We start from the raw sequence: 21688 nt of genomic DNA, 5'->3' as shown, positions 1-21688 counted from the left end.
TTAAAAATGAATTTAAAATGCACTGTAAATAAATTATTTATATACTTTCTTGTTTTTGCACTTGTTCTTTAACAAAAACAGGGTCTGTTATCTTAAAATAATTATCTTCTAATTTTTCAGCAATTAAACCTAGTTTTTCTATTAAATCTGATATAAATTCTTCTAGATTATCATCGATATCTTCAATTAATTTATACTCAAATTCAGCTTTCATTTTACCAATTAGAAAGGCTGCAGAAGATGTTGTGATTTGTTTATTTTTAGAAATAATACAGATGTATTTGTATATTTGAGACAAACAATTCTTAATTGATCTTGGGCAATCTTTATTTAAAATAATAAACTCTAAGGTTGTTTTTCTAGAAGGTGTTTTTTTATAAAAACGACGCATCATATCATAAGTAGATACACATTTTAAAAGTGTAGACCAATGATAACTTGCTTCACTCTCATTACCATATATTACTTTTGCCGCAGAAACATCACTTAATTTAGAATTAATAACACGGGTTACTTGTATGGCTCTTTCTATATAAACACCTAACATAATAATGGCATATACTTCATCATGTAAAAGCGTACTTTTAATTTTACTTCTAATCTCTGAAGAAGATTGTGTAACTATTGTAGTAAAATCATACAAACCACTTTTCACATATTTATCAATAGGATATGCTTTTATGTTATGATTAATTCTATTAATGCATTCAAATAATTCTGTAGAAATTAAATCTCTAGAACTTCTTGCATTATCGTGTGCATTTATAAAGGTGTTTATAATTGAATAAGGTTGGTCTAAATTTAAACCAACATTAAATAAAACGCCTTCTTCTTGTAAGGTAATATCGGCATCAATAATTTCATTTGCAGACATGTACATTACAGATCTTAAAACAAATTGTCTTGATTGTGATAATTCGTCTGGTGCGTCTAAAGAAGAAAAGTAATTGACGTTTAAAAACCTAGCTAGGTGTTCTGAACGTTCAATATATCTTCCCATCCAAAAAAGGTTATTGGCTACTCTTGCTAACATATATATTTTATTTTTTTAAAACCCAAGTGTCTTTTGAGCCTCCACCTTGTGAAGAATTTACTACTAAATTTCCTTTTTTAAGTGCTACTCTGGTCAAACCTCCTTTTAACACAAAATCCGTGTCTTTTCCTAATAAAGTAAAAGTTCTTAAATCTACATGTCTAGAATCAAAAGATTCATTCTCATCTATAAATGTTGGATGAGTAGATAAAGACATTATGGGTTGTGCTATGTATTTTCTAGGTTCAGCTTTTATTGTTTCTTTAACCTTTTCAATTTCTTCTTTTGTTAATCTATTTCCAATAGAAATACCATAACCACCAGATTCATCTACAGGTTTTATTACTAACTTATCTATATTTTCTAACACGTATTTCCTTTCATCCTCTCTACTACAGTGGTAGGTATGAACATTGCTTAATATTGGTTCTTCATCTAAATAATACTTTATAATTTGTGGCATATAAGTATAGACAGCTTTATCATCTGCTACACCGGTACCAGGAGCATTCACCAAAGCAACATTTCCTTTTAGATATACAGAAAATAAACCAGGAACCCCCAACATAGAATCTTTTTTAAAGACCAAAGGATCTATAAATAAATCATCAATTCTTCTATAAATAACATCTATTTTTTCTGGCCCATAAATGGTTCTCATATATACAAATTCGTTTTCTACAAACAAATCTCGTCCTTCTACTAAAACAACTCCCATTTGTTTTGCAAGAAATGAATGTTCATAATAAGCAGAATTATAAACACCAGGAGTAATAATTACACATACAGGCACATCTACCCCTTGTGGTTTTACAGTCTCCATAGTTTCTAATAATCTAGCGCCATAATCTACAACCGTTTGGGTGTTGTATTGGTTAAAAACACCAAACAATGCATGCTTTACCGCATTTCTATTACCAACAACATAACTTACACCAGAAGGGCATCTTATATTATCTTCTAAAACATAATATTTACCATCTGTATGCTTTATTAAATCTGTACCAGAAATATGATTATAAATACCTCCAGGAGGATCTAAACCAATCATTTGAGGTAAAAAGTTTACAGAAGATTTAATTAAATCTTCTGGTACAATACCTTGTTTAATAATTTTCTGATCATGATACAGATCCCATAAAAAAAGATTTAATGCTTTACTTCTTTGCAAAACACCTTTTTCTAATGTTGTCCATTCCTTATTATTGATAATTCTTGGAAATAAATCAAAAGGAAATATTTTTTCTTTCACCTCATTATCTCCATAAACCTGAAATGTGATACCAAGGTTAAAAAAAGAATCTTTTGCTTGCTTATTTAAACGGTTAAATTCCGTTACAGAATAAGAACCAAATATTTCAAATAGCTTTTTATAAATTTCTCTTACATCTTTATTCTTATCAAAAAGTTCATCATAAAACCTAGAATCAAATTCGTAAGATGTAAATAAAGGTAGATTAGTTGTTGTTTTCAAATTTTTAATTTTTAGTAAAAATATATTACATTATTCAAATTAACAATAAATTATTCGTAATAAATAATTTTTATAATATTGTATTTTATTTAATAAAATTATTACATTATTCTTATGTTTTTAAGAAATTATTACATTATACGTTAATTTTAAATTTTCGTTTTTAATTAGAGCCATTAATCCATAAACTATTATAGCTAGTATTCCCATTATTATTTACTTACAAAATACATTTTTACTTTTCCTTTACCTTTGGCCTCAATTTCACCTCTAGATTCAAATGAAAACTCTGTATAATTTTTAAGCAAGTTATATGTTTTTTCACTGATATTTACACAGCCAATTTCACTAGAACTCTCCATTCTACTTGCTAAGTTTACGGTATCTCCCCAAACATCATAAGCAAACTTTTTAGTACCAACTACACCAGAAACCACTGGGCCAGAATGTATGCCAACACGAATATGAAACTTTGCCAACGCATGATTATCATTATTCATGGTCTGTTGCACAAATTCTACAATTTCTAAAGCCGCTAAGCACACTTTATACGCATGGTTTTTAGAAGGAAAAGGCAAACCTGCTACACACATATAGGCATCTCCTATGGTTTTAATTTTTTCTATTTGATATTTTTCCATAATACTATCAAACTTAGAAAAATAAAAATCGATACTTTTTACCAATTCTTCCGGACTTAACTTTTCTGAGGAAGCTGTAAACCCTTTAAAATCTGTAAATAACACAGAAACTGATTCAAATTTTTTGGCTTCTACACTACCCTTTTCTTTTAATTCTAATGCTGTTTCTTCTGGTAAAATGTTTTGCAACAAATTATCGGAACGTTTTTTCTCTTTATCAATAATTTTATTGGTTTTAAACAAAGAAAAAGCAAAAACCCCAATTAAAATAAGTGCTATGGTTATTGCAATAACAATTATTTTTTGTGTTTTTTTCTGTTGATTTAATAAATCTACTTCACCTTGTTTTTTTTCTACTTCAAATTTTGCTTTTTCATTTGCCAAGCTAATTTTATACTTAGAATCTTGATCTGCCATATCTTGTACGGCGTTTATATTATTTACACTATCTCTATATTTAATGTGATTCTTATAAAGCTCAAAAGAATTTTTATACTGTCCTCTTCGTTCATAAATACTAGAGAGTTTTAAATACCCATCGCTTATCTGTTCTTTTAATCCATATTTTGCTGCCAACTCAAGACTTCTTTTGGCGTGTAATAAGGCTTTTTGTGTTTGTTTTTTATCGTAATAGATATCAGACATGGCGTTTAAATAAACACAAATAGGATAAAAATCTTCTATTTCTGTTAGCACAACAATGGCTTTATTTAAGTTTTCTTCTGCTTTTAAGTTTTCTCCTTTCTGAGCATACACCAAACCAACATTTCCTAAATTATAAGCTTCTCCTATTTCAGACTTTACAGCTTTAAAAAGCAAACCAGATTCACCAAAAAAATACAAAGCAGAGTCTAATTTTTGTTGATTAAAATACTCATCTCCCAAGTTTAATTGTGCCGATGCTAAATTGAGTGAATCTAAATATTTTACTTCTATTGAAGATACTCTTTCTTTAAGTAAGCTGATACTTTTACGATAGTACCGCACTGCATTTTTACTATCTTCCATAATAGAATATGCATCGCCAATGGCTATTTTAATACTTCCTTGTTCTGATATTAAATTTTGATCTATAGCTGCTTTAGAAGCCGTAAAATAATTTTCTAAAGCGGTAGTTAAATCGCCATTTAAACGATAGGCATTTCCAATTTGTAAATATCCAGAATAAAGATAATGCAAAGAGTCCATTTCTTTAGCAGACTCAATTAGTTCTTTACTGTAAAGTATTATTTCGTTTGTATCTGTTTCATAGGATGCAATATCTTCTAAGATTTTTAATTTTTTATGTCTTTCGTATGTATTTTCCTTTAGAACAATTTTTAGGCTATCGCTGTATTTTTGATCTTGAGAAAAAGTTTTTATAAAAAAACAACAAAAAAAGCCTATCAGTAAATAAGCCTTTTTAAATTCAAATTTGAGTATGTTTGGTTTTATTTTCAAAAATTAATTGCCATTTATCTTCTTGCTCTAATTCTAATTTTAGGATCTATTGTATACAATGTTTGATCTATAATACCATTTGTTGTTACAAAAAAGGTAATATCAAATTTCACTTCTTGCCCTTCTTTTGCGGCTTCTAAAACTTTAAAATATGCTTTTGGATTTGCATACCCTGTATCTATTACTTTTTCTAACCCATTTTGCCATAAATCTTCATCTCCGGATGCCAAACTAAAATCAGAAATTCTAATCATAGAATTTGCAGAAATGGTTTGAATATCAAAAGAAATTTCATCTCCAATTAAAGCATAGGTTATATGATTTGCTGCTGGCACTCCACTCGAAAAAGTTACTATATTGGTTGCGTCTGTGCCTGTAAGATTTGCCAAATCATCTAAATTTAAAGAAATACCTATTTCTTGTTTTATGGCAGCAACCAAGTCATCTATGTCATTTGAAGAACAGGCCCAAATAGAAAATGATACCATTAAAAAGACTAAAAATATTTTGAAGGCTTTCATAATAATCATTTTGGTTATTTTCAAAGGTAAATCATTTCTTGATGGAATACAAAACTTATTCCTTTAAAAAAAACCAAAATACTCTAATAAATTGTAATAGAAACAATGAAAAATTAATTCAAAAAAAATATTTCAATCTTATTAAATAAGCGCAAAAATTACGAAATAAAAGTAATTTTAAACTATCAAGTTTTAAATTCTCTTATGTTCTTTTTCTTGATGTAATAAAATATACACCTGTTAATAAAATTGCAGAAGCAACTATTGATTGTGTCGTTATTTTTTCATCTAAAACAAACCAACCTAAAAACATAGCTACTACAGGATTTACAAATGCTGAAGTTGCCACTTTTTCTGTAGAAACTACTTTTAACAAGTAATTAAAAGCTGTAAATGTTACAATACCACCAAATATGATTAAAAATAACATGGATACCTGTACTTTAAAACTCCAGTTACTTGGTAAAATCAATGTTTCGTTAAAACTTAAACTTGCAAGAAATAAGAAAAAACCTGCAATTACCATTTGATATCCTGTACTTACAAAAAAGTTTTTTGGCAATTCTGCTTTAGAAACAAATACGCTACCATAACTCCAACTTAAAACACAGGTAAAAATCATAAAAACACCTAAAAGACTGTCTTCAGAGGTTGTTACACCTTGTTGACTTACTAACAAATACATGCCAAAAAGCCCCAATAAAACTCCAATAATAGATTTTTTTTGCATTGGTTTTCTATCTATTAGGCGCATTAAAAAAAGCACAAATAAAGGTTGTGTAGATGCTAAAAGTGCTGCAAAACCGCTATCTACATATTTTAAAGCCCAAACAAAAACGCCGTTTCCATATACTAAAAACAAAAAGCCAGCAATTAATAAATTTAAGAACTGTTGTTTTGTAATTGCCAAACTAAATTTAAAAAGTTTCGCAATTATTAAGATTAAAAGTCCTGCAACGGAAAAACGAATACTTGCTAAATAAAAGGGAGCAAGTTCTGTAACTGCTATTTTATTAAACAAATAGGTAGAACCCCAAATAAAATAAATAGCTAAGAAAGCTATTACTATAAGTACTTTTGAGTTTCTTAAAAACATGTAATCAATTTTAGTTACGAAAGTACTATTAATAAATAGTAAAGTTTCTCTTAAAAAATAAATTTAAACTTTAAACCTATATAATTTGTGTTCAAAAACAACCTTGATGAAAATTTTTTGTTGTTTATTTAATTGTATTCATTTTGATTAAAATTTAAAAGAAAGCCACTCAATTTGGAGTGAATTTAGGTGAAAAAATAAAATAGCATCAAAAAAAAAGAACCACATAAATGCAGTTCTTAAAATTTAATACTTTCGATATAAAAACTATCTTCTAGCTCTAATTCTAATTTTAGGATCTATTATATAAGGACCATAGATAACATTATTTCTAATAATATAGATTTCTAAATCGTATTTGTACTCAATATCACTTTGTTCATCAGCGTTTATTGCTTGAATTTCAAAAATATCAACAGGCTCATTACCATTGTAATAATCTGAAGGCTTGCCATCTGGAATTACTAATTTAAGAAAACCATCATTACTGATATTGGTAACCTCATCAAAATCTACAATATCACCACTACTATTTTTTACAACAACATCATAATATTCTAATTCATCAGTTGCTAATAAACCATCTGGTCTGCCAACTGTTAAAGTACTATTTACATTTAATTCAGTAGTATACGTTGCTGCCGGCTCTCCATTAAAGCTTACCAAATTAGAAATGTCTGTACCTGCGGTTAAAGCTATAACCTCATCAACATCAAAAGTAACGGATGGAACATCACTTGCGCCTTGTTCAGAATCATCATTGCTACTACTACAGCTTAAAAGAATGGTACTAATTAAAAATACATAAAGTAAGTTTGTGGTTTTCATAGGTTATTTTTATTTTGGTTTACTCAAATATAAAAAAAAATTACCATAGAAAACAAAAAACATACGTATTTATACTGATAATAAAAGGTAAAACAACAAACAAACCCATATCAATAGTAAGGTTAAACCTTATTAAACGCTTTTAGAGTGATTTTTTCCTTGTCATCAATTCTGCTTCAAAATCTTTTATTGTAAAGCCTTTTGACTGCAATAACATTAAATAATGAATTATTAAAAACCATCGTTTTATTTATTTTTTTTCATAGTTTTATTTATTTTTTTTAAACCTCACAAGCATTTAACTCATGAGGTTTTGGTATTAAAACCATTATCAAACTAACTATTTTCTTCTTCCGTTTTAGTGTTGATAAAATCTATATCTCTGGTGTTTTTCTGAACGGTAATTGCACCAAATAAACTTAATAAATAGGAAATTGCGTAGAATCCTTTTTCACTTAATTCTAAATCGGCATTTCGTAAACCTATAATTAATAATAACAAGGACGCAATTACAATAACCCAACTAATTCCATAATACATTTCACTTACTTTAATATTTTCTGCTTTGTCTCTTACCACTTTTTGAAGAGAAATTACTGCATAAACCCCCATTAAAAGTATAGCAAAATAATAGCCTTTTTCATTTAATTGCATCGTTGCATTCCACAAACCAATGCAATAAGATAGTAAACCAATAATAACAACTCCCCAGGTTGCTCCAATGTAAGCTGTTGTAGGTTTTTCATTTACTTCTTTTAAAGATTTATTTCTTTTTGTCTGTTTTTTAGTTTCTTCTTTTGATGAAACAGATGTTTGATAATTCATAATATTTAGTTTAATAATTAAACCACAAAATTACAATTGAAAAGAAACTTTCAATTTATTAATTTTAACTATTACTGACGACTTAAATTCTAAAAAATAGTAATTATTGTATAAATAACTATATTTACAACAATATTACTGACGACTTAATGATAAATTTAAAAGAAGTATTACATAGCTTTTCTGATGAAAAACAGCAAGATTTTATTATTTATTTGAACAAAAAAAATAAACGAAAAGATTCTAAAGACAGTCAATTAGTAAGTTTGCTACTTTCAGATAATTTATCTTCCAAAGAAGTATCAGAAAAACTATATGGCATTCAAAATAAAGTTGCTTTGCACGCTTTAAGAAAGCGTTTGTTTCAATCTTTAATAAATTTTACTGCTAATATTAGCATGAAAGAAGAAAATTCTATTGATGTAAAATTGATAAAATACTTACTTTCCGCAAGAAATTTTCTACAAAAAGGACACATAAAAATTGGTTATCAAATTTTATATAAAGCAGAAGTTATTGCAAATCAACATCAATTATTTTCTATTTTAAATGAAATTTATCATACCAAAATTCAATATTCACATTCCAACCAACATATAAGTTTTGATAAAATAATTTTTGATTTTAACGAGAATCAGCAACAGCTACTATTAGAAGACAATCTAAACATTGTGTATGCAAGAATTAAGAAATCACTTGTAGAATTTCAACATAAAAAATCAACTATTAATATTAAATTATTGATAGAAAACATATTAAAAGAGCAAAATATAGTAATTTCTGATTCTTTTTCCTTTAAGTCTTTGTATCAAATTATACAAATTACTAATATTTCTTCTGCTCAAAACTTCGATTATTGGAATATTGAACAATTTATAATTGAAACCTATCAACTCATCAAAAATCATAAATCAAAAGAAAAACAAAGCTATTATCATATTGAAGTGCTCTATATTACTGCAAATGCATTGTTTAGAAGTAAAAAGTTTAAGCAATCTCAAGAATATTTACAACTTATGTTTTTTTATATGAATGAAAACAAGCAAAAATATTATAATAATTATAGCGTAAAATATCATTTATTACTCGCTTTAAATTATAATTACACCAATAAGCAAGATGAAGGAATTAAAATTTTGGAGACTTATATCGAGAAAAGAAATATTAATATTATCTCTCAACTAGATATTTATTTGGCTTTAACAGTATTTTATTTTCATAACAATTCTTTAGAAAAAGCTAAAAACAGTATCTCTAAGTTTTACCATACAGACAAATGGTATATTGATAAAGCAGGAATTATTTTTACGATTAAAAAGAGTTTAATAGAGATTCTTTTACAAATCGATTTAGGAAATATAGATTTGGTAGATTCAAGATTAAATAGTTTTAAAAGAAATTATTTTAACCATTTAAAGAACATCAATCAAGAAAAAGTAATTACTTATTTAAAGTTAGTTGAAACTTATTACAAAACCCCAGAAGTAGTAACTTCAACAACATTTAATGAGAAAGTAGAAAATTCTTTTCATTGGATTGATAGAGAAAAAGAAGATATTTTTATGATGAGTTTCTTTGCTTGGTTAAAAGCAAAAATGACCAAAACAGATGTCTATTTGGTCACTTTAGATTTGATAAATCGTTAAAATTATTTATGTCTTCCTTTTAATTCTGCTTCAATATCTTTTAATGTAAAGCCTTTTGCCTGTAATAACATTAAATAATGAAACATTAAATCTGCAGATTCATACAAGAATAATTCATCATTAGAATCCATTGCTTCAATAACAGTTTCTACCGCTTCTTCTCCTACTTTCTGAGCAACTTTGTTAATTCCTTTGGCAAATAAACTTGCTACATAAGATTTTTTAGTGTCTTTATTAGCCACCCTTTCTGTAATTACATCTTCTAGAGTAGAAAAGAAACCATAGTTTGATTTATTTTCTTCTCCCCAACAAGTATCTGTTCCTTTATGGCAGGTTGGCCCATTTGGATTAACAAAAACTAACAGCGTATCATTATCGCAATCTAGTTTTATATCTACTAAATTCAATACATTTCCGCTTTCTTCTCCTTTGGTCCAAAGTCTATTTTTAGTTCTAGAAAAAAAAGTAACTAATTTTGTTTCTTGAGTTTTAGCAAATGCCTCTTCATTCATATATCCCAACATCAACACATTTTTTGTGATTGCATCTTGAATGATTGCGGGTACTAATCCGTCGTTGTTTTTATTAAAATCTATATTCATAATTGTGGTTGTTGGTTGTTGGTTATTGATTGTTGGTACTAAAAACCATCAACTAAAAACTAACAACAATTTTTATATTCTTACAGGTATATTTTGCTCTTTTAAAGCTTGTTTTAATTCTAATATAGGAATTTCTCCAAAGTGAAAAACACTTGCGGCCAAAGCAGCATCTGCTTTTCCTTTTGTAAACGTATCTGCAAAATGCTGAATTGTTCCTGCGCCACCAGAAGCAATAATAGGTATATTTAACAATGCTGATAAATGTGCCAATGCTTCGTTTGCAAAACCAGCTTTTGTACCATCATGATTCATAGAAGTAAACAAAATTTCTCCTGCTCCACGTTCTTCAACCTCTTTTGCCCACTCAAATAATTTAATATCTGTTGGTATGGTTCCTCCAGCCAAATGCACAAACCATTCTCCGTCTATTTGTTTTGCATCAATTGCAACCACAACACATTGACTACCAAATTTCTCTGCCAATTCGTTTACCAAATCGGGTCTTTTTACTGCAGATGAATTGATAGAAACTTTATCTGCGCCCCATTTTAGCAATTCATTTACATTTTCTACAGAAGAAATTCCTCCACCAACGGTAAACGGAATATTTACCTGTTCTGCCACTTGATGCACCATTTCTATCATGGTTTTTCTACCCTCTAACGTTGCAGAAATATCTAAAAAAACCAATTCGTCTGCACCTAAATCTGCATATTGTTTTGCTAAAACTACAGGATCTCCTGCATCAATTAAATTTACGAAATTAACACCTTTTACAGTTCTTCCGTTTTTAATATCTAAACAAGGTATTATTCTTTTTGTTAACATTCTTTATAGCTTTTCGCTTTTCGCTTTTTAGCTTTTAGCAAATTGCTAACTGCTAATAGCTAAAGGCTATTTGTTTAATATAAATTGTTCTAATTGTTTTAAGCTAATTTTATTCTCATAAATCGCTTTTCCAATAATGACACCTTCACAACCATTTTCCGCCAATTTAGGCAATTCATCAAAAGCAGAAATTCCTCCAGAAGCAATGAGTTTTACATTTTTCACTTCGGATAATATCTGTTGATATATATCAAAACTTGGTCCTTGTAACATGCCGTCTTTAGAAATATCTGTACAAATTACATACTGAATTCCTTTTTGCTGATAATCTGAAATAAAAGGAATCAACTCTAAACTACTTTCTTCTTGCCAACCATTGGTTGCAATTTTTCCTCCTGTTGCATCAGGATAAAAATCGGCACCTAAAATAATTTTTTCTGCACCATATTTCTCAATCCAACTTTCAAAAATTTCACTATTCTTAACAGCAATACTTCCTCCGGTAATTTGATTTGCACCAGAATTAAACGCAATTTCCAAATCTTTATCAGCCTTTAATCCACCTCCAAAATCAATCTTTAAATTGGTTTTAGAAGCAATTTGCTCTAATACTTTATAATTGATAATCTGACTCGCTTTTGCGCCATCTAAATCTACCACATGTAAATATTCAATTCCTGCAGCTTCAAACTCTTTGGCAACCTCTAACGGATTTTCATTATAAATTTTCTTGGTAGTGTAATCGCCTTTTGTTAAACGCACACATTTTCCGTCTATAATATCTATGGCTGGTATTATTCTCATTGTTTTATTTGGTTTTGGGTTTTTAGTTTTTGGTTGGTAGATATTTATATTTTTCTACTAACAACCATAAACCAATAACTATCAACTAACTACTAATTTAACGCAGTAACTTGAATTTCAATTTTCATTCTTGGGTCAGACAATCCTGCTGCAAACATGGTAGCTGCCGGTCTCACTTCTCCTAAATATTTTTTTAAAACTGGCCAACACTGTTCAAATTCTGAAGCATCAGGTAAAATATAAGTGATACGTACAATTTTACTCATACTAGAACCTGCTTGTTCTAAAACTCCTTCTATATTTTTTAAACATTGCTCTGTCTGATTTACAACATCAAAAGCAATTGTCATATCTTCATAATTGAACCCTGTAGTTCCTGAAACAAACACCCAATCACCTTGTACAACAGCTCTTGAATATCCCATTTCTTTTTCAAATGAAGAACCTGAACTTATTAATTTTCTTGCCATTTTATTTTATTAATTACCCTAAAATTATTTTAGGTTCTATTTTATATTTTTATTTATGCTAATTCTGGTAAAAATGAAATATCTACTTGATAAATCTTAGGATTTTTTTTATCAATTAACACTTTTATTTTATCTGTATTCACAAATTCTGTTGGGTCAAACCAAATGTTCTCACTACTAAAAACATACAACTTTGATGTTGCTGGGTTTTGCCATTGTGCAATAACCTGATAAGGATTTCTTCCGTTAACAGTCAAAGATCTATTTAGAATTACATTTTTAAAATCGGCTTCTATTCTTTTTCCATTTTGTTTTAAATGCTTTAATCTGTTCTCTTTCCTTTTTCTATAAATGAAAAAACTTAAACCGACTGCAGAAAAAACTGCACCCATAATCCCTAAAATCAAAATACCACCCCAAATTGTAAAAAAGCCTTTGATTTTAGCTTTATTTGGAGATTCAGCAGTATACAATACCGCCACTTTTTCACCAATACCATAACTAGGAGAACTACTACTTACCGAAGACGCAAACTCTATTACATTTCCATTTACATCATAAAATTGAACTAGCGGTTTATACATTAATGACTCATTTGATGAACTTCTAGATCGAATCATTTCTATAACCTCACCTTCTGTTTCAATAGAATTCTTGAGAAACTCACTAGTATTTTTATACAAAAAAGAAGCACCAACAAGCATTCCTACTCCAACAATAGTAAAAATGTATTTAATTATATTTAATGCTTTCATGAATAGATATGATTGATTTTTTTGTTTTTAAGAATACCCTATAATGCTAAAAAATTTTTCAATATTATTTCACCTTTAACACCGCTTTTCTCTGGATGAAATTGAACTCCGTAAAAGTTAAGATGTTTTAAAGCAGAAGCATAATTTAACCCATAATCTGTAGCTGCAATTGTTTCTTCACAATGTTCTGCATAAAAACTATGAATTAAATACATAAATTCATTTTCTTTTATTCCTGAAAACAGACTCGATTTTAAATCTTTAATTACATTCCAACCCATTTGTGGAACTTTCAATTCCTTAGAAAACTTTTTAACAGTTGTATTAAAAATACCCAAGCCTTTTGTGTTTCCTTCTTCAGATGAATTACACATTAATTGCATTCCTAAACAAATGCCTAAAACGGGTTGTTTTAAAGTAGGAATTACTTTGTCTAATCCGCTTTCTTGCAACATTTTCATGGCAGAACTTGCTTCTCCAACTCCAGGAAAAATGACTTTATCCGCCGCTTTTATTTCGTCAATATTATTTGATAAAACAGCATCAATTCCTAATCTTTTAAACGCAAACTGAATACTTTTTATGTTTCCTGCTCCGTAATCTATAATGACAACTGAAGCCCCTTCTAACTTCCCCGAAGGGGAAGAACTCTCACTGTTTTGTTTTAAAATCTCTTTATCTAAACTCATATTATTCTTTATACTTTTTAACAACCAACTTTCGCAAGAGTGTTTCTTCCCTTCGGGAAGATAAAGATGGGCTTTTTATAAAACTCCTTTTGTAGATGGTAAAAACATCTTGTTTGCATCTCTTTTAACCGCCATTTTCATCGCTTTTGCAAATGCTTTAAAAATTCCTTCAATCTTATGATGCTCGTTATCTCCTTCTGCCTTAATGTTTAAATTACATTTTGCGCCATCTGTAAACGATTTAAATAAATGTAAAAACATTTCTGTTGGCATGTCTCCAATCATTTCTCTTTTAAAATCAGCATCCCAAACCAACCAAGGTCTTCCGCCAAAATCAACTGCTGCTTGTGCCAAACAATCGTCCATTGGCAAACAGAAACCGTAACGTTCTATACCCAATTTATTTCCTAATGCTTTGTGGAATAACTCTCCTAAAGCTATCATGGTATCTTCTATGGTGTGATGCTCATCAACCTCTAAATCTCCATCTACTTTTACCGTTAAATCCATTGCTCCATGACGACCAATTTGATCTAACATGTGGTCAAAAAACTTAACTCCGGTAGCAATATCATTCTTACCAGAACCGTCTAAATTTAGTTTGATGTAAATCTTAGTTTCATTGGTATTTCTTGTAATTTCAGAAACTCTATCTTCTAATTTTAAAAACTCATAAATAGCTTTCCAATCTGTAGAAGTTAAAGCAATACAATCTAAAATTTCTTGTTTAGAAGTTTCAATTTCGTCTGCGCCTAATTCTGGGTCTTCTGATAAAAAGATTCCTTTAGCTCCTAAATTCTTAGCCAACTCCATGTCGGTAATTCTATCACCTAAAACAAAAGAATTTGCCAAATCATAATCTTCAGAAAAATACTTGGTTAACAAACCCGTTCTTGGTTTGCGAGTTTCTGCATTTTCATGCGGAAATGTTTTATCGATACAAACTTCAGAAAAAACAACACCTTCTTTTTCAAATGCCGATATTACTTTATTTTGTGCTGGCCAAAAAGTATCTTCCGGAAAAGAAGCTGTTCCCAATCCATCTTGATTGGTAACCATCACCAATTCATATTCTAATTCTTCGGCAATTCTTGCCATGTATCGAAAAACCTTCGGATAAAACTCTAACTTTTCTAAACTATCTAATTGATAATCTACAGGTGGTTCTAATACTAAAGTTCCGTCTCTGTCTATAAATAATACTTTTTTACTCATCTTCTCTTGTTTTCCTGCAAGGTTTCAAAAACCTTGTAGGTTTGTTTTATTAATTGTCAAATATACCTACAAGGAATAAAAACCTTGTAGACGTATTCTTATAGATCTTTAATGGCTTTTAAAGCTCTTAATAATCTTTGATTTTCTTCACAAATACCAACACTTATTCGCAAACAATTTTTACATAAAGGCTGGTTTGTTCTATTTCTAATTACCACGCCATAATCAATTAATTGTTGGTAACGTTTATTAGCGTCATCTACTTTTAATAATAAAAAATTACCATCTGAAGGATATACTCTTTCAATATAACTATCACAGCCTTCCAACTCTTTTTTAAGTCGTTTTCTCTCGCTAATTAATTGCCCAATTTCATTGTTAACTTCATCTAATTTTTGCAATCTAACAATGGCTCTTTGTTGCGTTAATTCGTTAACATTATAAGGTGGTTTAATGTTATTTAAAACTTTAATAATTTCTGTGGATGCATAACAAATTCCTAACCGAACTCCTGCCAAACCATAAGCTTTTGATAAGGTTTGGATAATAATTAAATTTGGGAATTCCTCTATTCTTGTTAACCAACTTTTTTGTTCAGAAAAATCGATATAAGCCTCGTCTAAAACCACCAAACCATTAAATTTTGTTAGTAATTCTTCTACCGCTTCTACAGAAAAACTATTTCCTGTAGGGTTATTTGGTGAACATAAAAACAACAGTTTACTATGTGCATCTGCAGTTTCTAAAATCTGTTTTACATTGGGTTCAAAACTTTCATTTAATAATACTGTTCTGTTTTCTACATCATTTATATTTGCCAAAACAGCGTACATTCCGTACGTTGGTGGCAAGGTGATAATATTGTCTTGTTTTGGTTCACAAAACACTCTAAAAATTAAGTCTAAAACTTCATCACTTCCGTTTCCTAATAAGATGTTTTTTTTGGGAATTCCTTTAATTTTAGACAACAAATCTTTTACATTATTCTGTTGCGGATCTGGATAGCGATTTACACCATTTTCAAAAGGATTTTCATTAGCATCTAAGAAAATCATTTCTGTTGTATTGGCGTCTTTATACTCATCTCTTGCAGAAGAATACGGCTTTAGAGATTTAATATTTTCTCTAATTAAATTATTTAAATTGAATTTAGTTTTCATAATAAAACCTCTCGACTGCGCTCGAGGAGACATTTAGTGTGTTATTTTAAATCTTTTAAACGAATGGTTACTGCATTTTTATGCGCATCCAATCCTTCTGCAGCAGCCATTATTTCAATAGACTTCCCTATGGTTTGTATGCCCTCTTTTGTTATTTTTTGAAAAGTAATACTTTTTGTAAAACTATCTAAATTTACCCCAGAATATGATTTTGAAAATCCGTTTGTTGGTAATGTATGGTTTGTTCCTGACGCATAATCTCCTGCGCTTTCTGGCGTATAATTTCCAATAAAAACAGAACCTGCATTTTCAATGTTATCTACATAAAAATCGTTATTATTTGTACAGATAATAAAATGTTCTGGTCCATATTCATTAATTAATTCTAGTGCAATTGCGTCATTTTCTACCAAAATAGATTTCGAATTATTAATTGCTTTTTGTGCAATATCTACTCTAGATAAATCTAACAATTGTTTTTCAATTTCACTAGAAACCTTATCAATTAATGTTTTAGAGGTTGATACCAAAATTACTTGACTATCTGCACCATGTTCTGCCTGACTTAATAAATCTGAAGCTACATAACTTGCATTTGCAGAATCGTCTGCAACTACCAATAGTTCACTTGGGCCAGCTGGCATATCTATGGCAACACCGTGTTTGGTTGATAGTTGTTTTGCAACCGTTACAAACTGATTTCCTGGACCAAATATTTTATAAACTTGCGGAATGGTTTCTGTACCAAATGTATACCCCGCAATAGCTTGAATACCGCCAACTTTTATAATTTTTGTTACGCCACATAAATTTGAGGCAAACAAAATTGCTGGGTGTATTTTTCCTTCTTTGTTTGGTGGCGAACACAATACTATTTCTTTACAACCTGCAATTTGAGCAGGAATGGCCAACATTAACACTGTTGAAAACAACGGTGCTGTGCCTCCTGGAATATACAAACCAACTTTTTGAATTGGTCTTTTTTCTTGCCAACATGCTACTCCGTTAGCTGTTTCTACATACACTTTTTCTGTTTTTTGTGCTTTGTGAAACTTGGTAATATTTTCTTTTGCCAGTAAAATTGCGGCTTTTAAATCCTCAGAAACTAATGCCAATGCTTCGTTTATTTCCTCTTTAGAAACAATATTATTTTCTAAAGAAACTCCATCAAACTTAGCGGTGTATTTTTGTACTGCAACGTCTCCATTTTCTTTGATATCAGAAAATACCTCGTTTACAATACTTTCAATATCATCAACTGTTTTTGTTGGTCTTTCTAATATTTTTTGCCAATCTTTTTTTAATGGATTTATAATTGTATTCATGATTTTAATTTCTCTTATAAAACTGCTTTTGCGTTAGGGATTGTAGCATTTGTTTGAGCTCTTTTTTCTTTTTCAGAAAAAAAGCGAGTGCGAAAAGCCCGTTAAAACGCCCAAATAAAAATATTAAAGTACCATTTTTTCAATTGGGCACACTAAAATTCCTTCTGCTCCGTTGGCTTTTAACTCGTCTATAATTTCCCAAAATTCATTTTTACTGATTACAGTGTGTACAGAACTCCAGCCTTTTTCTGCCAATGGCAAAACAGTAGGACTTCTCATACCTGGCAACAATTTTAGAATGTTTTCTAATTTATCATTAGGCGCATTTAACAATACATATTTAGAATCTTGTCCTTTTAATACAGATTGAATTCTAAATTGAATTTTTTCTAAAATAGCTTTTCTCTCTTCTGAAATTAATGGAGAAACAGCTAAAACAGCTTCTGATTTTAAAAGAACTTCAATTTCTTTTAATCCATTTTTAAACAATGTGCTTCCGCTAGAAACAATATCACAAATTCCGTCTGCTAAACCAATATTTGGCGCAATTTCTACAGAACCGTTAATAATGTGCAACTGTGCATCTATATTATACTCTTTTAAGTATTTTTTTACAGTTTCTGGATACGAAGTAGCAATTCTTTTTCCGTCTAAATCTTTTAAAGAATTAGCTTCAGATTCTTTTGGTACTGCTATAGAAACTTTACATTTAGAAAACCCTAAACGTTCTACAAATTCTAAATCGTTTCCTTTTTCTATGAGAACATTTTCGCCAATAATAGCAGCATCTACTACGCCATCTCTTAAATATTGAGGAATATCTCCGTTTCTAAGATAAAAAACTTCTACAGGAAAATTTCTTGCGGATGCTTTTAATTGATCTTTTCCATTATCAATAGAAATACCAATGTCTTTTAAGATTCTCATTGAATCTTCATTTAATCTTCCTGATTTTTGTACTGCAATTCTTAAGTTACTCATTTTTAGTTTTTTTTGATGCCTGAGCAAATACGGTTTAGATTCCTACCTTCGTAGGAATGACAATTTTAACGGGTTTTTTAAGACTGAATCTTAAAAAGTCTTTTTTTAAATTAAAAAAACCCGCTTGATTTGCTCAAACGGGTTTATAAATATCTTGATTTTATTCAATACATTCTTAAATCGCTTGATTGCAATTGTAAAAATGATGATGATGAATTTGAATAAAAGTCATGTCTTGTTTATTTCTGTGCAAATATTAAAATTTTATTTTTAATTACATAAATAAAATCACTAAAAAAATGGTTAAAATCAAATATTTTTCAAAATAATAAAATTTGTTTAAAATTTATATTTTTTATTATTGAAACACCATATTATTTCATTGTAAAACTCTTAATATTTAAAGCAAAATATAAACGTATTCTCTTTGCTTTTTAAGATAAAAATGGTACCTTAGTTAAGCAATTTAAAATTGGCTACAATACCAAAACTGCACAAGAAATTACAAACTAAAATCACTAGATATGAGCCTTCTATCAGACAATGTGATTCCTGGAAATCACGGAAAAGTATTTGAAACAAATGTAATTGAAAGTTACGATTTACAAAGAATAAAAAACAAGCTACTACTTGTAGACGGTATAAAAGACGTACTTATTAATCCTAAGGAATTTCCAAAAGAATTTACTGTACACACTTCAAAATTAGTACCTATAAAAGAAATTGAAGCTGTTGTAATCAGTTTAGGTTTTCATGCGGTAGAAAAAGCGCTTTTTAAACTTTAAAAAAGTTAGCACATTAAGATTTTTTGAAGATCTACAAAAAAGTATAAAAACTTATGATTTTTGGGAAATCTCTGGTAATTTATTTTTAAAACTTGGCGCAGTATCTCTGCAAGAAACCTGTTTCTTTTTAGAAACCATGACAAGTAAATCATAACTCAAGGTAAATAAAGTCCCTGTTCTAAAAGTTTCCAAGAGTAATTTTTCTAAGCACACCATCAATTCATTTAATGATAAATTTTTAAAGGTATTTTCTGTATCATAACGGTATTTTAATTCGAAAGTATCTTTACCATCAATCACAAATAAGCGCACATAGACATTTAACAATCCCTCACTCTTTCTAATGGGTTTGCTTAATGTTAGCTTCACAAATTCATCATTTACAACACTTTGCTGTAAAGCTTCAAAAAACTCTTTAAATTCACTCATAATGCAAAAATATAAATAACATATTGTTAATTTCTTTTTTATTAGATTTTATTTACTATTGAAATACTGTTTCCCTATTTTTTGTTTTTTAGCTACCTTAAAAAAACTCTTAACTATAAGATTTCTATCAAATAAGTTTAAAAATAAATTCAGAAGTTACCAAACAAACAAAATGGAGAGTCTAAATTCATAAAACTACCAAATTAATATATACCGGTACAAAACTGTATTTTTGATTCAACGAAACAAAAATCTAAGGATGATGTGAATCATCATAGAAACATAAAAATACGTCATATTCCTTATAGATTATGTGCGCATAAAGGAAGATTTTTGGAATGAAAAATTGATTAAAATAAAACGATACTAAATGAAATTACAATCAGTAGTTAAAGTAGATTATATTTCGCTGTTTTTTATGACGGTTTTTACCTTGTGGTCTATTGTGAATAATGAAATAAGCGTTTTCTATATTATTTACCTGTTTTGGTTTCATGAATTTTTAAGAACTATCATAAAAGTTGCTTTTTATGTATTTAAAAAAGATAAAATAGCACATCAACGCGCTTATTGGTCTACTTTAAAAAGCAAATTGTTTGTTTTGTTTATTTACTTTGTTTTTATCATCATCTTTTTTGGCCTAATGCTCGATTGGAAAAACTCAGATTTAATTTTCATAAATTTAGAAGTATTCATGTTAAAAAACACCATGTTCAATCTTACATCTGCTATTTTTTTAGTGAGAGAACTATTATTGTATTATAAAGATGAATTATTAAAATTTAATGGAAACATATTTTTATCAAGAGGCGTAATAATTCTTCATATTTCTATCCTATTAGGAATGTGTATTTGGGCATTTCTACCTAAAACCATGTATGAAAACACACATTCAAATATTGTATCTGGTATTGTAATTGCTCCTTTTTTATTATTGAAACTGTATTTTGAAATTAATGAAGTAAGGGCCAATTTATAAAACTACCAGAAATTGTATCGTGTTAAATTCTAATGATTTCCAAATAAAACAGCACAAGGAAATAGGTTTAAAAACTACTGAATTTCACCTGTTGTATTTTTTATAAATACATTTCAAACTTCACAAACAAACTCCTATTTTTGCAGCTATGGAAAACATAAAACAGGTTACAAAAAAATTACAGCGTTCTGTAGCAGAAGCTATTCAGCAATTTACCATGATTGCAGAAGGTGATAAAATTATGGTCTGTCTTTCTGGAGGAAAAGATAGTTATGCAATGTTGAATATGTTGCTATATTTTCAAAAAGTTGCACCTATTTCCTTTGAAATTGTGGCGGTGAATTTAGATCAAAAACAACCTGGTTTTCCTGAAGAAGTATTACCAACTTATTTACATAATTTAGGTGTAAATTATAAAATTATAGAAAAAAATACCTATAAAATTGTGATGGACAAAACCCCCGAAGGTAAAACTACCTGTAGTTTATGTTCTAGATTGAGAAGAGGAACTTTATATGAAGCTGCCAAAGATTTAGGCTGTAACAAACTAGCTTTAGGTCATCATAGAAATGATATTATAGAAACCTTTTTTCTGAATTTCTTTTTTGCAGGAAAAATGGAAACCATGCCTCCTAAATTTAAAAATGATGCAGGAGACATTATTGTGTTAAGACCATTGGCTTTTTGTAAAGAAAGTGATATTGAGGAGTATTCAGAGTACATGAATTTCCCAATTATTCCTTGTAATTTATGTGGATCTCAAGAAAATTTACAGCGGAAAAAAGTAAAACAAATGATTACCGATTGGGAAATAGCATTCCCGAATAGAAATGCAATTATGATGAATGCCTTACAAAACGTTTTTCCCTCTCACCTATTGGATCAAAATTTATATGATTTTGAAAATTTGGAAAGCAAGGTTTCTGGAGCTGCTATTATAGAATAGTGCTTTTGAAATTGTTTTTTTAGAGATTTATAGTTGAAAGATTACTGAAATGTTTGGTTTTGTGAAAACAATATTTTATCAATACACAATTTTATTAAACACATATTTTTCGTCTTTTCTTCCGAAGTAAAAAAAATCACATAAAGCAATATAAGTGCGGTTTTTGTAGTATAAAACTTCTCCTAAAGTAGCAGTAGCACAATTGTTATTATTTTC

General features: G+C 29.1%; 22 protein-coding genes. 4 read left to right on the top strand and 18 right to left on the bottom strand.

The genetic code is table 11. From position 1 onward, the window contains the following. Nucleotides 1–37 precede the first annotated feature (37 nt). From ACSHW5_RS01515 to yiaA, 7 genes are all read right to left on the bottom strand, one after another. Nucleotides 38–1033, bottom strand: coding sequence for an alpha-E domain-containing protein (locus ACSHW5_RS01515; protein WP_435674336.1), 996 nt, complete (start codon nt 1031–1033; stop codon nt 38–40). A 7-nt stretch (nt 1034–1040) separates the two neighbouring features. Further along, the gene (locus ACSHW5_RS01510) at nt 1041–2507 is read right to left on the bottom strand and encodes a circularly permuted type 2 ATP-grasp protein (RefSeq protein WP_435674335.1); all 1467 of its coding nucleotides are present in this window, start codon (nt 2505–2507) and stop codon (nt 1041–1043) included. A gap of 212 nt (nt 2508–2719) precedes the next feature. Further along, complete coding sequence (locus ACSHW5_RS01505) at nt 2720–4588, bottom strand: adenylate/guanylate cyclase domain-containing protein (RefSeq protein WP_435674334.1); 1869 nt, start codon at nt 4586–4588, stop codon at nt 2720–2722. Between the two features lie 14 nt (nt 4589–4602). After that, entirely contained in the window at nt 4603–5109 is a 507-nt protein-coding gene (locus tag ACSHW5_RS01500) for a hypothetical protein (protein WP_435674333.1), read from the bottom strand. 202 nt (nt 5110–5311) lie between these two features. Beyond that, entirely contained in the window at nt 5312–6205 is an 894-nt protein-coding gene (locus tag ACSHW5_RS01495) for an EamA family transporter (protein WP_435674332.1), read from the bottom strand. A 267-nt stretch (nt 6206–6472) separates the two neighbouring features. Then, nucleotides 6473–7033: a hypothetical protein gene (locus tag ACSHW5_RS01490; RefSeq protein ID WP_435674331.1), complete on the bottom strand. Its 561-nt coding sequence runs from the start codon at nt 7031–7033 to the stop codon at nt 6473–6475. A 336-nt stretch (nt 7034–7369) separates the two neighbouring features. Further along, nucleotides 7370–7858 carry an inner membrane protein YiaA gene (yiaA, locus tag ACSHW5_RS01485; RefSeq protein WP_435674330.1) on the bottom strand — a complete coding sequence of 163 codons (489 nt, stop codon included), beginning with the start codon at nt 7856–7858 and terminating at the stop codon, nt 7370–7372. A gap of 149 nt (nt 7859–8007) precedes the next feature. Between yiaA and ACSHW5_RS01480 the strand changes: the two genes are divergently transcribed. After that, a complete protein-coding gene (locus tag ACSHW5_RS01480) occupies nt 8008–9504 on the top strand; it encodes a hypothetical protein (RefSeq protein WP_435674329.1) in 1497 nt (498 codons plus the stop codon). Between the two features lie 2 nt (nt 9505–9506). On the opposite strand, the gene hisIE is transcribed toward ACSHW5_RS01480, so the two are convergent. The 10 genes from hisIE to hisG form a co-directional block, all read right to left on the bottom strand. Continuing rightward, nucleotides 9507–10106: a bifunctional phosphoribosyl-AMP cyclohydrolase/phosphoribosyl-ATP diphosphatase HisIE gene (gene hisIE / locus ACSHW5_RS01475; protein ID WP_435674328.1), complete on the bottom strand. Its 600-nt coding sequence runs from the start codon at nt 10104–10106 to the stop codon at nt 9507–9509. Between the two features lie 72 nt (nt 10107–10178). Then, nucleotides 10179–10934, bottom strand: a complete 756-nt coding sequence (gene hisF, locus ACSHW5_RS01470; protein ID WP_435674327.1) for an imidazole glycerol phosphate synthase subunit HisF — start codon at nt 10932–10934, stop codon at nt 10179–10181. A gap of 66 nt (nt 10935–11000) precedes the next feature. Further along, nucleotides 11001–11738 carry a 1-(5-phosphoribosyl)-5-[(5-phosphoribosylamino)methylideneamino]imidazole-4-carboxamide isomerase gene (hisA, locus tag ACSHW5_RS01465; protein WP_435674326.1) on the bottom strand — a complete coding sequence of 246 codons (738 nt, stop codon included), beginning with the start codon at nt 11736–11738 and terminating at the stop codon, nt 11001–11003. Nucleotides 11739–11830: 92 nt separating this feature from the next. Then, on the bottom strand, nt 11831–12208 hold the full coding sequence (locus tag ACSHW5_RS01460) for a RidA family protein (protein WP_435674325.1): 378 nt from the start codon (nt 12206–12208) through the stop codon (nt 11831–11833). Between the two features lie 53 nt (nt 12209–12261). Further along, nucleotides 12262–12963, bottom strand: a complete 702-nt coding sequence (locus tag ACSHW5_RS01455; RefSeq protein WP_435674324.1) for a DUF3592 domain-containing protein — start codon at nt 12961–12963, stop codon at nt 12262–12264. A 38-nt stretch (nt 12964–13001) separates the two neighbouring features. Further along, complete coding sequence (gene hisH / locus ACSHW5_RS01450; RefSeq protein WP_435674323.1) at nt 13002–13652, bottom strand: imidazole glycerol phosphate synthase subunit HisH; 651 nt, start codon at nt 13650–13652, stop codon at nt 13002–13004. Between the two features lie 75 nt (nt 13653–13727). Continuing rightward, the gene (gene hisB, locus ACSHW5_RS01445) at nt 13728–14867 is read right to left on the bottom strand and encodes a bifunctional histidinol-phosphatase/imidazoleglycerol-phosphate dehydratase HisB (protein WP_435674322.1); all 1140 of its coding nucleotides are present in this window, start codon (nt 14865–14867) and stop codon (nt 13728–13730) included. 98 nt (nt 14868–14965) lie between these two features. Beyond that, nucleotides 14966–16027 (bottom strand): histidinol-phosphate transaminase, encoded by a 1062-nt coding sequence (gene hisC, locus ACSHW5_RS01440; protein WP_435674321.1) that lies wholly within the window; start codon nt 16025–16027, stop codon nt 14966–14968. A 41-nt stretch (nt 16028–16068) separates the two neighbouring features. Continuing rightward, complete coding sequence (gene hisD / locus ACSHW5_RS01435) at nt 16069–17352, bottom strand: histidinol dehydrogenase (RefSeq protein WP_435674320.1); 1284 nt, start codon at nt 17350–17352, stop codon at nt 16069–16071. A gap of 123 nt (nt 17353–17475) precedes the next feature. Beyond that, nucleotides 17476–18333 carry an ATP phosphoribosyltransferase gene (gene hisG, locus ACSHW5_RS01430; protein ID WP_435674319.1) on the bottom strand — a complete coding sequence of 286 codons (858 nt, stop codon included), beginning with the start codon at nt 18331–18333 and terminating at the stop codon, nt 17476–17478. Between the two features lie 524 nt (nt 18334–18857). Here hisG and ACSHW5_RS01425 point away from each other — a divergent pair. Then, nucleotides 18858–19118 (top strand): heavy-metal-associated domain-containing protein, encoded by a 261-nt coding sequence (locus ACSHW5_RS01425; protein ID WP_435674318.1) that lies wholly within the window; start codon nt 18858–18860, stop codon nt 19116–19118. Nucleotides 19119–19169: 51 nt separating this feature from the next. Here the strand turns inward: ACSHW5_RS01425 and ACSHW5_RS01420 are convergent, their stop codons facing one another. Continuing rightward, on the bottom strand, nt 19170–19547 hold the full coding sequence (locus ACSHW5_RS01420; RefSeq protein WP_435674317.1) for a hypothetical protein: 378 nt from the start codon (nt 19545–19547) through the stop codon (nt 19170–19172). Between the two features lie 370 nt (nt 19548–19917). Between ACSHW5_RS01420 and ACSHW5_RS01415 the strand changes: the two genes are divergently transcribed. Together ACSHW5_RS01415 and ttcA are read left to right on the top strand one after the other, a co-directional pair. Then, nucleotides 19918–20526, top strand: coding sequence for a hypothetical protein (locus ACSHW5_RS01415; protein ID WP_435674316.1), 609 nt, complete (start codon nt 19918–19920; stop codon nt 20524–20526). Nucleotides 20527–20674: 148 nt separating this feature from the next. Beyond that, nucleotides 20675–21472: a tRNA 2-thiocytidine(32) synthetase TtcA gene (gene ttcA / locus ACSHW5_RS01410; protein WP_435674315.1), complete on the top strand. Its 798-nt coding sequence runs from the start codon at nt 20675–20677 to the stop codon at nt 21470–21472. Nucleotides 21473–21688 lie beyond the last annotated feature (216 nt).

This window comes from Polaribacter sp. (assembly GCF_051251875.1).
Taxonomy (GTDB): Bacteria; Bacteroidota; Bacteroidia; order Flavobacteriales; family Flavobacteriaceae; genus Polaribacter.
This window is presented reverse-complemented; position numbering and strand designations above follow the sequence as displayed.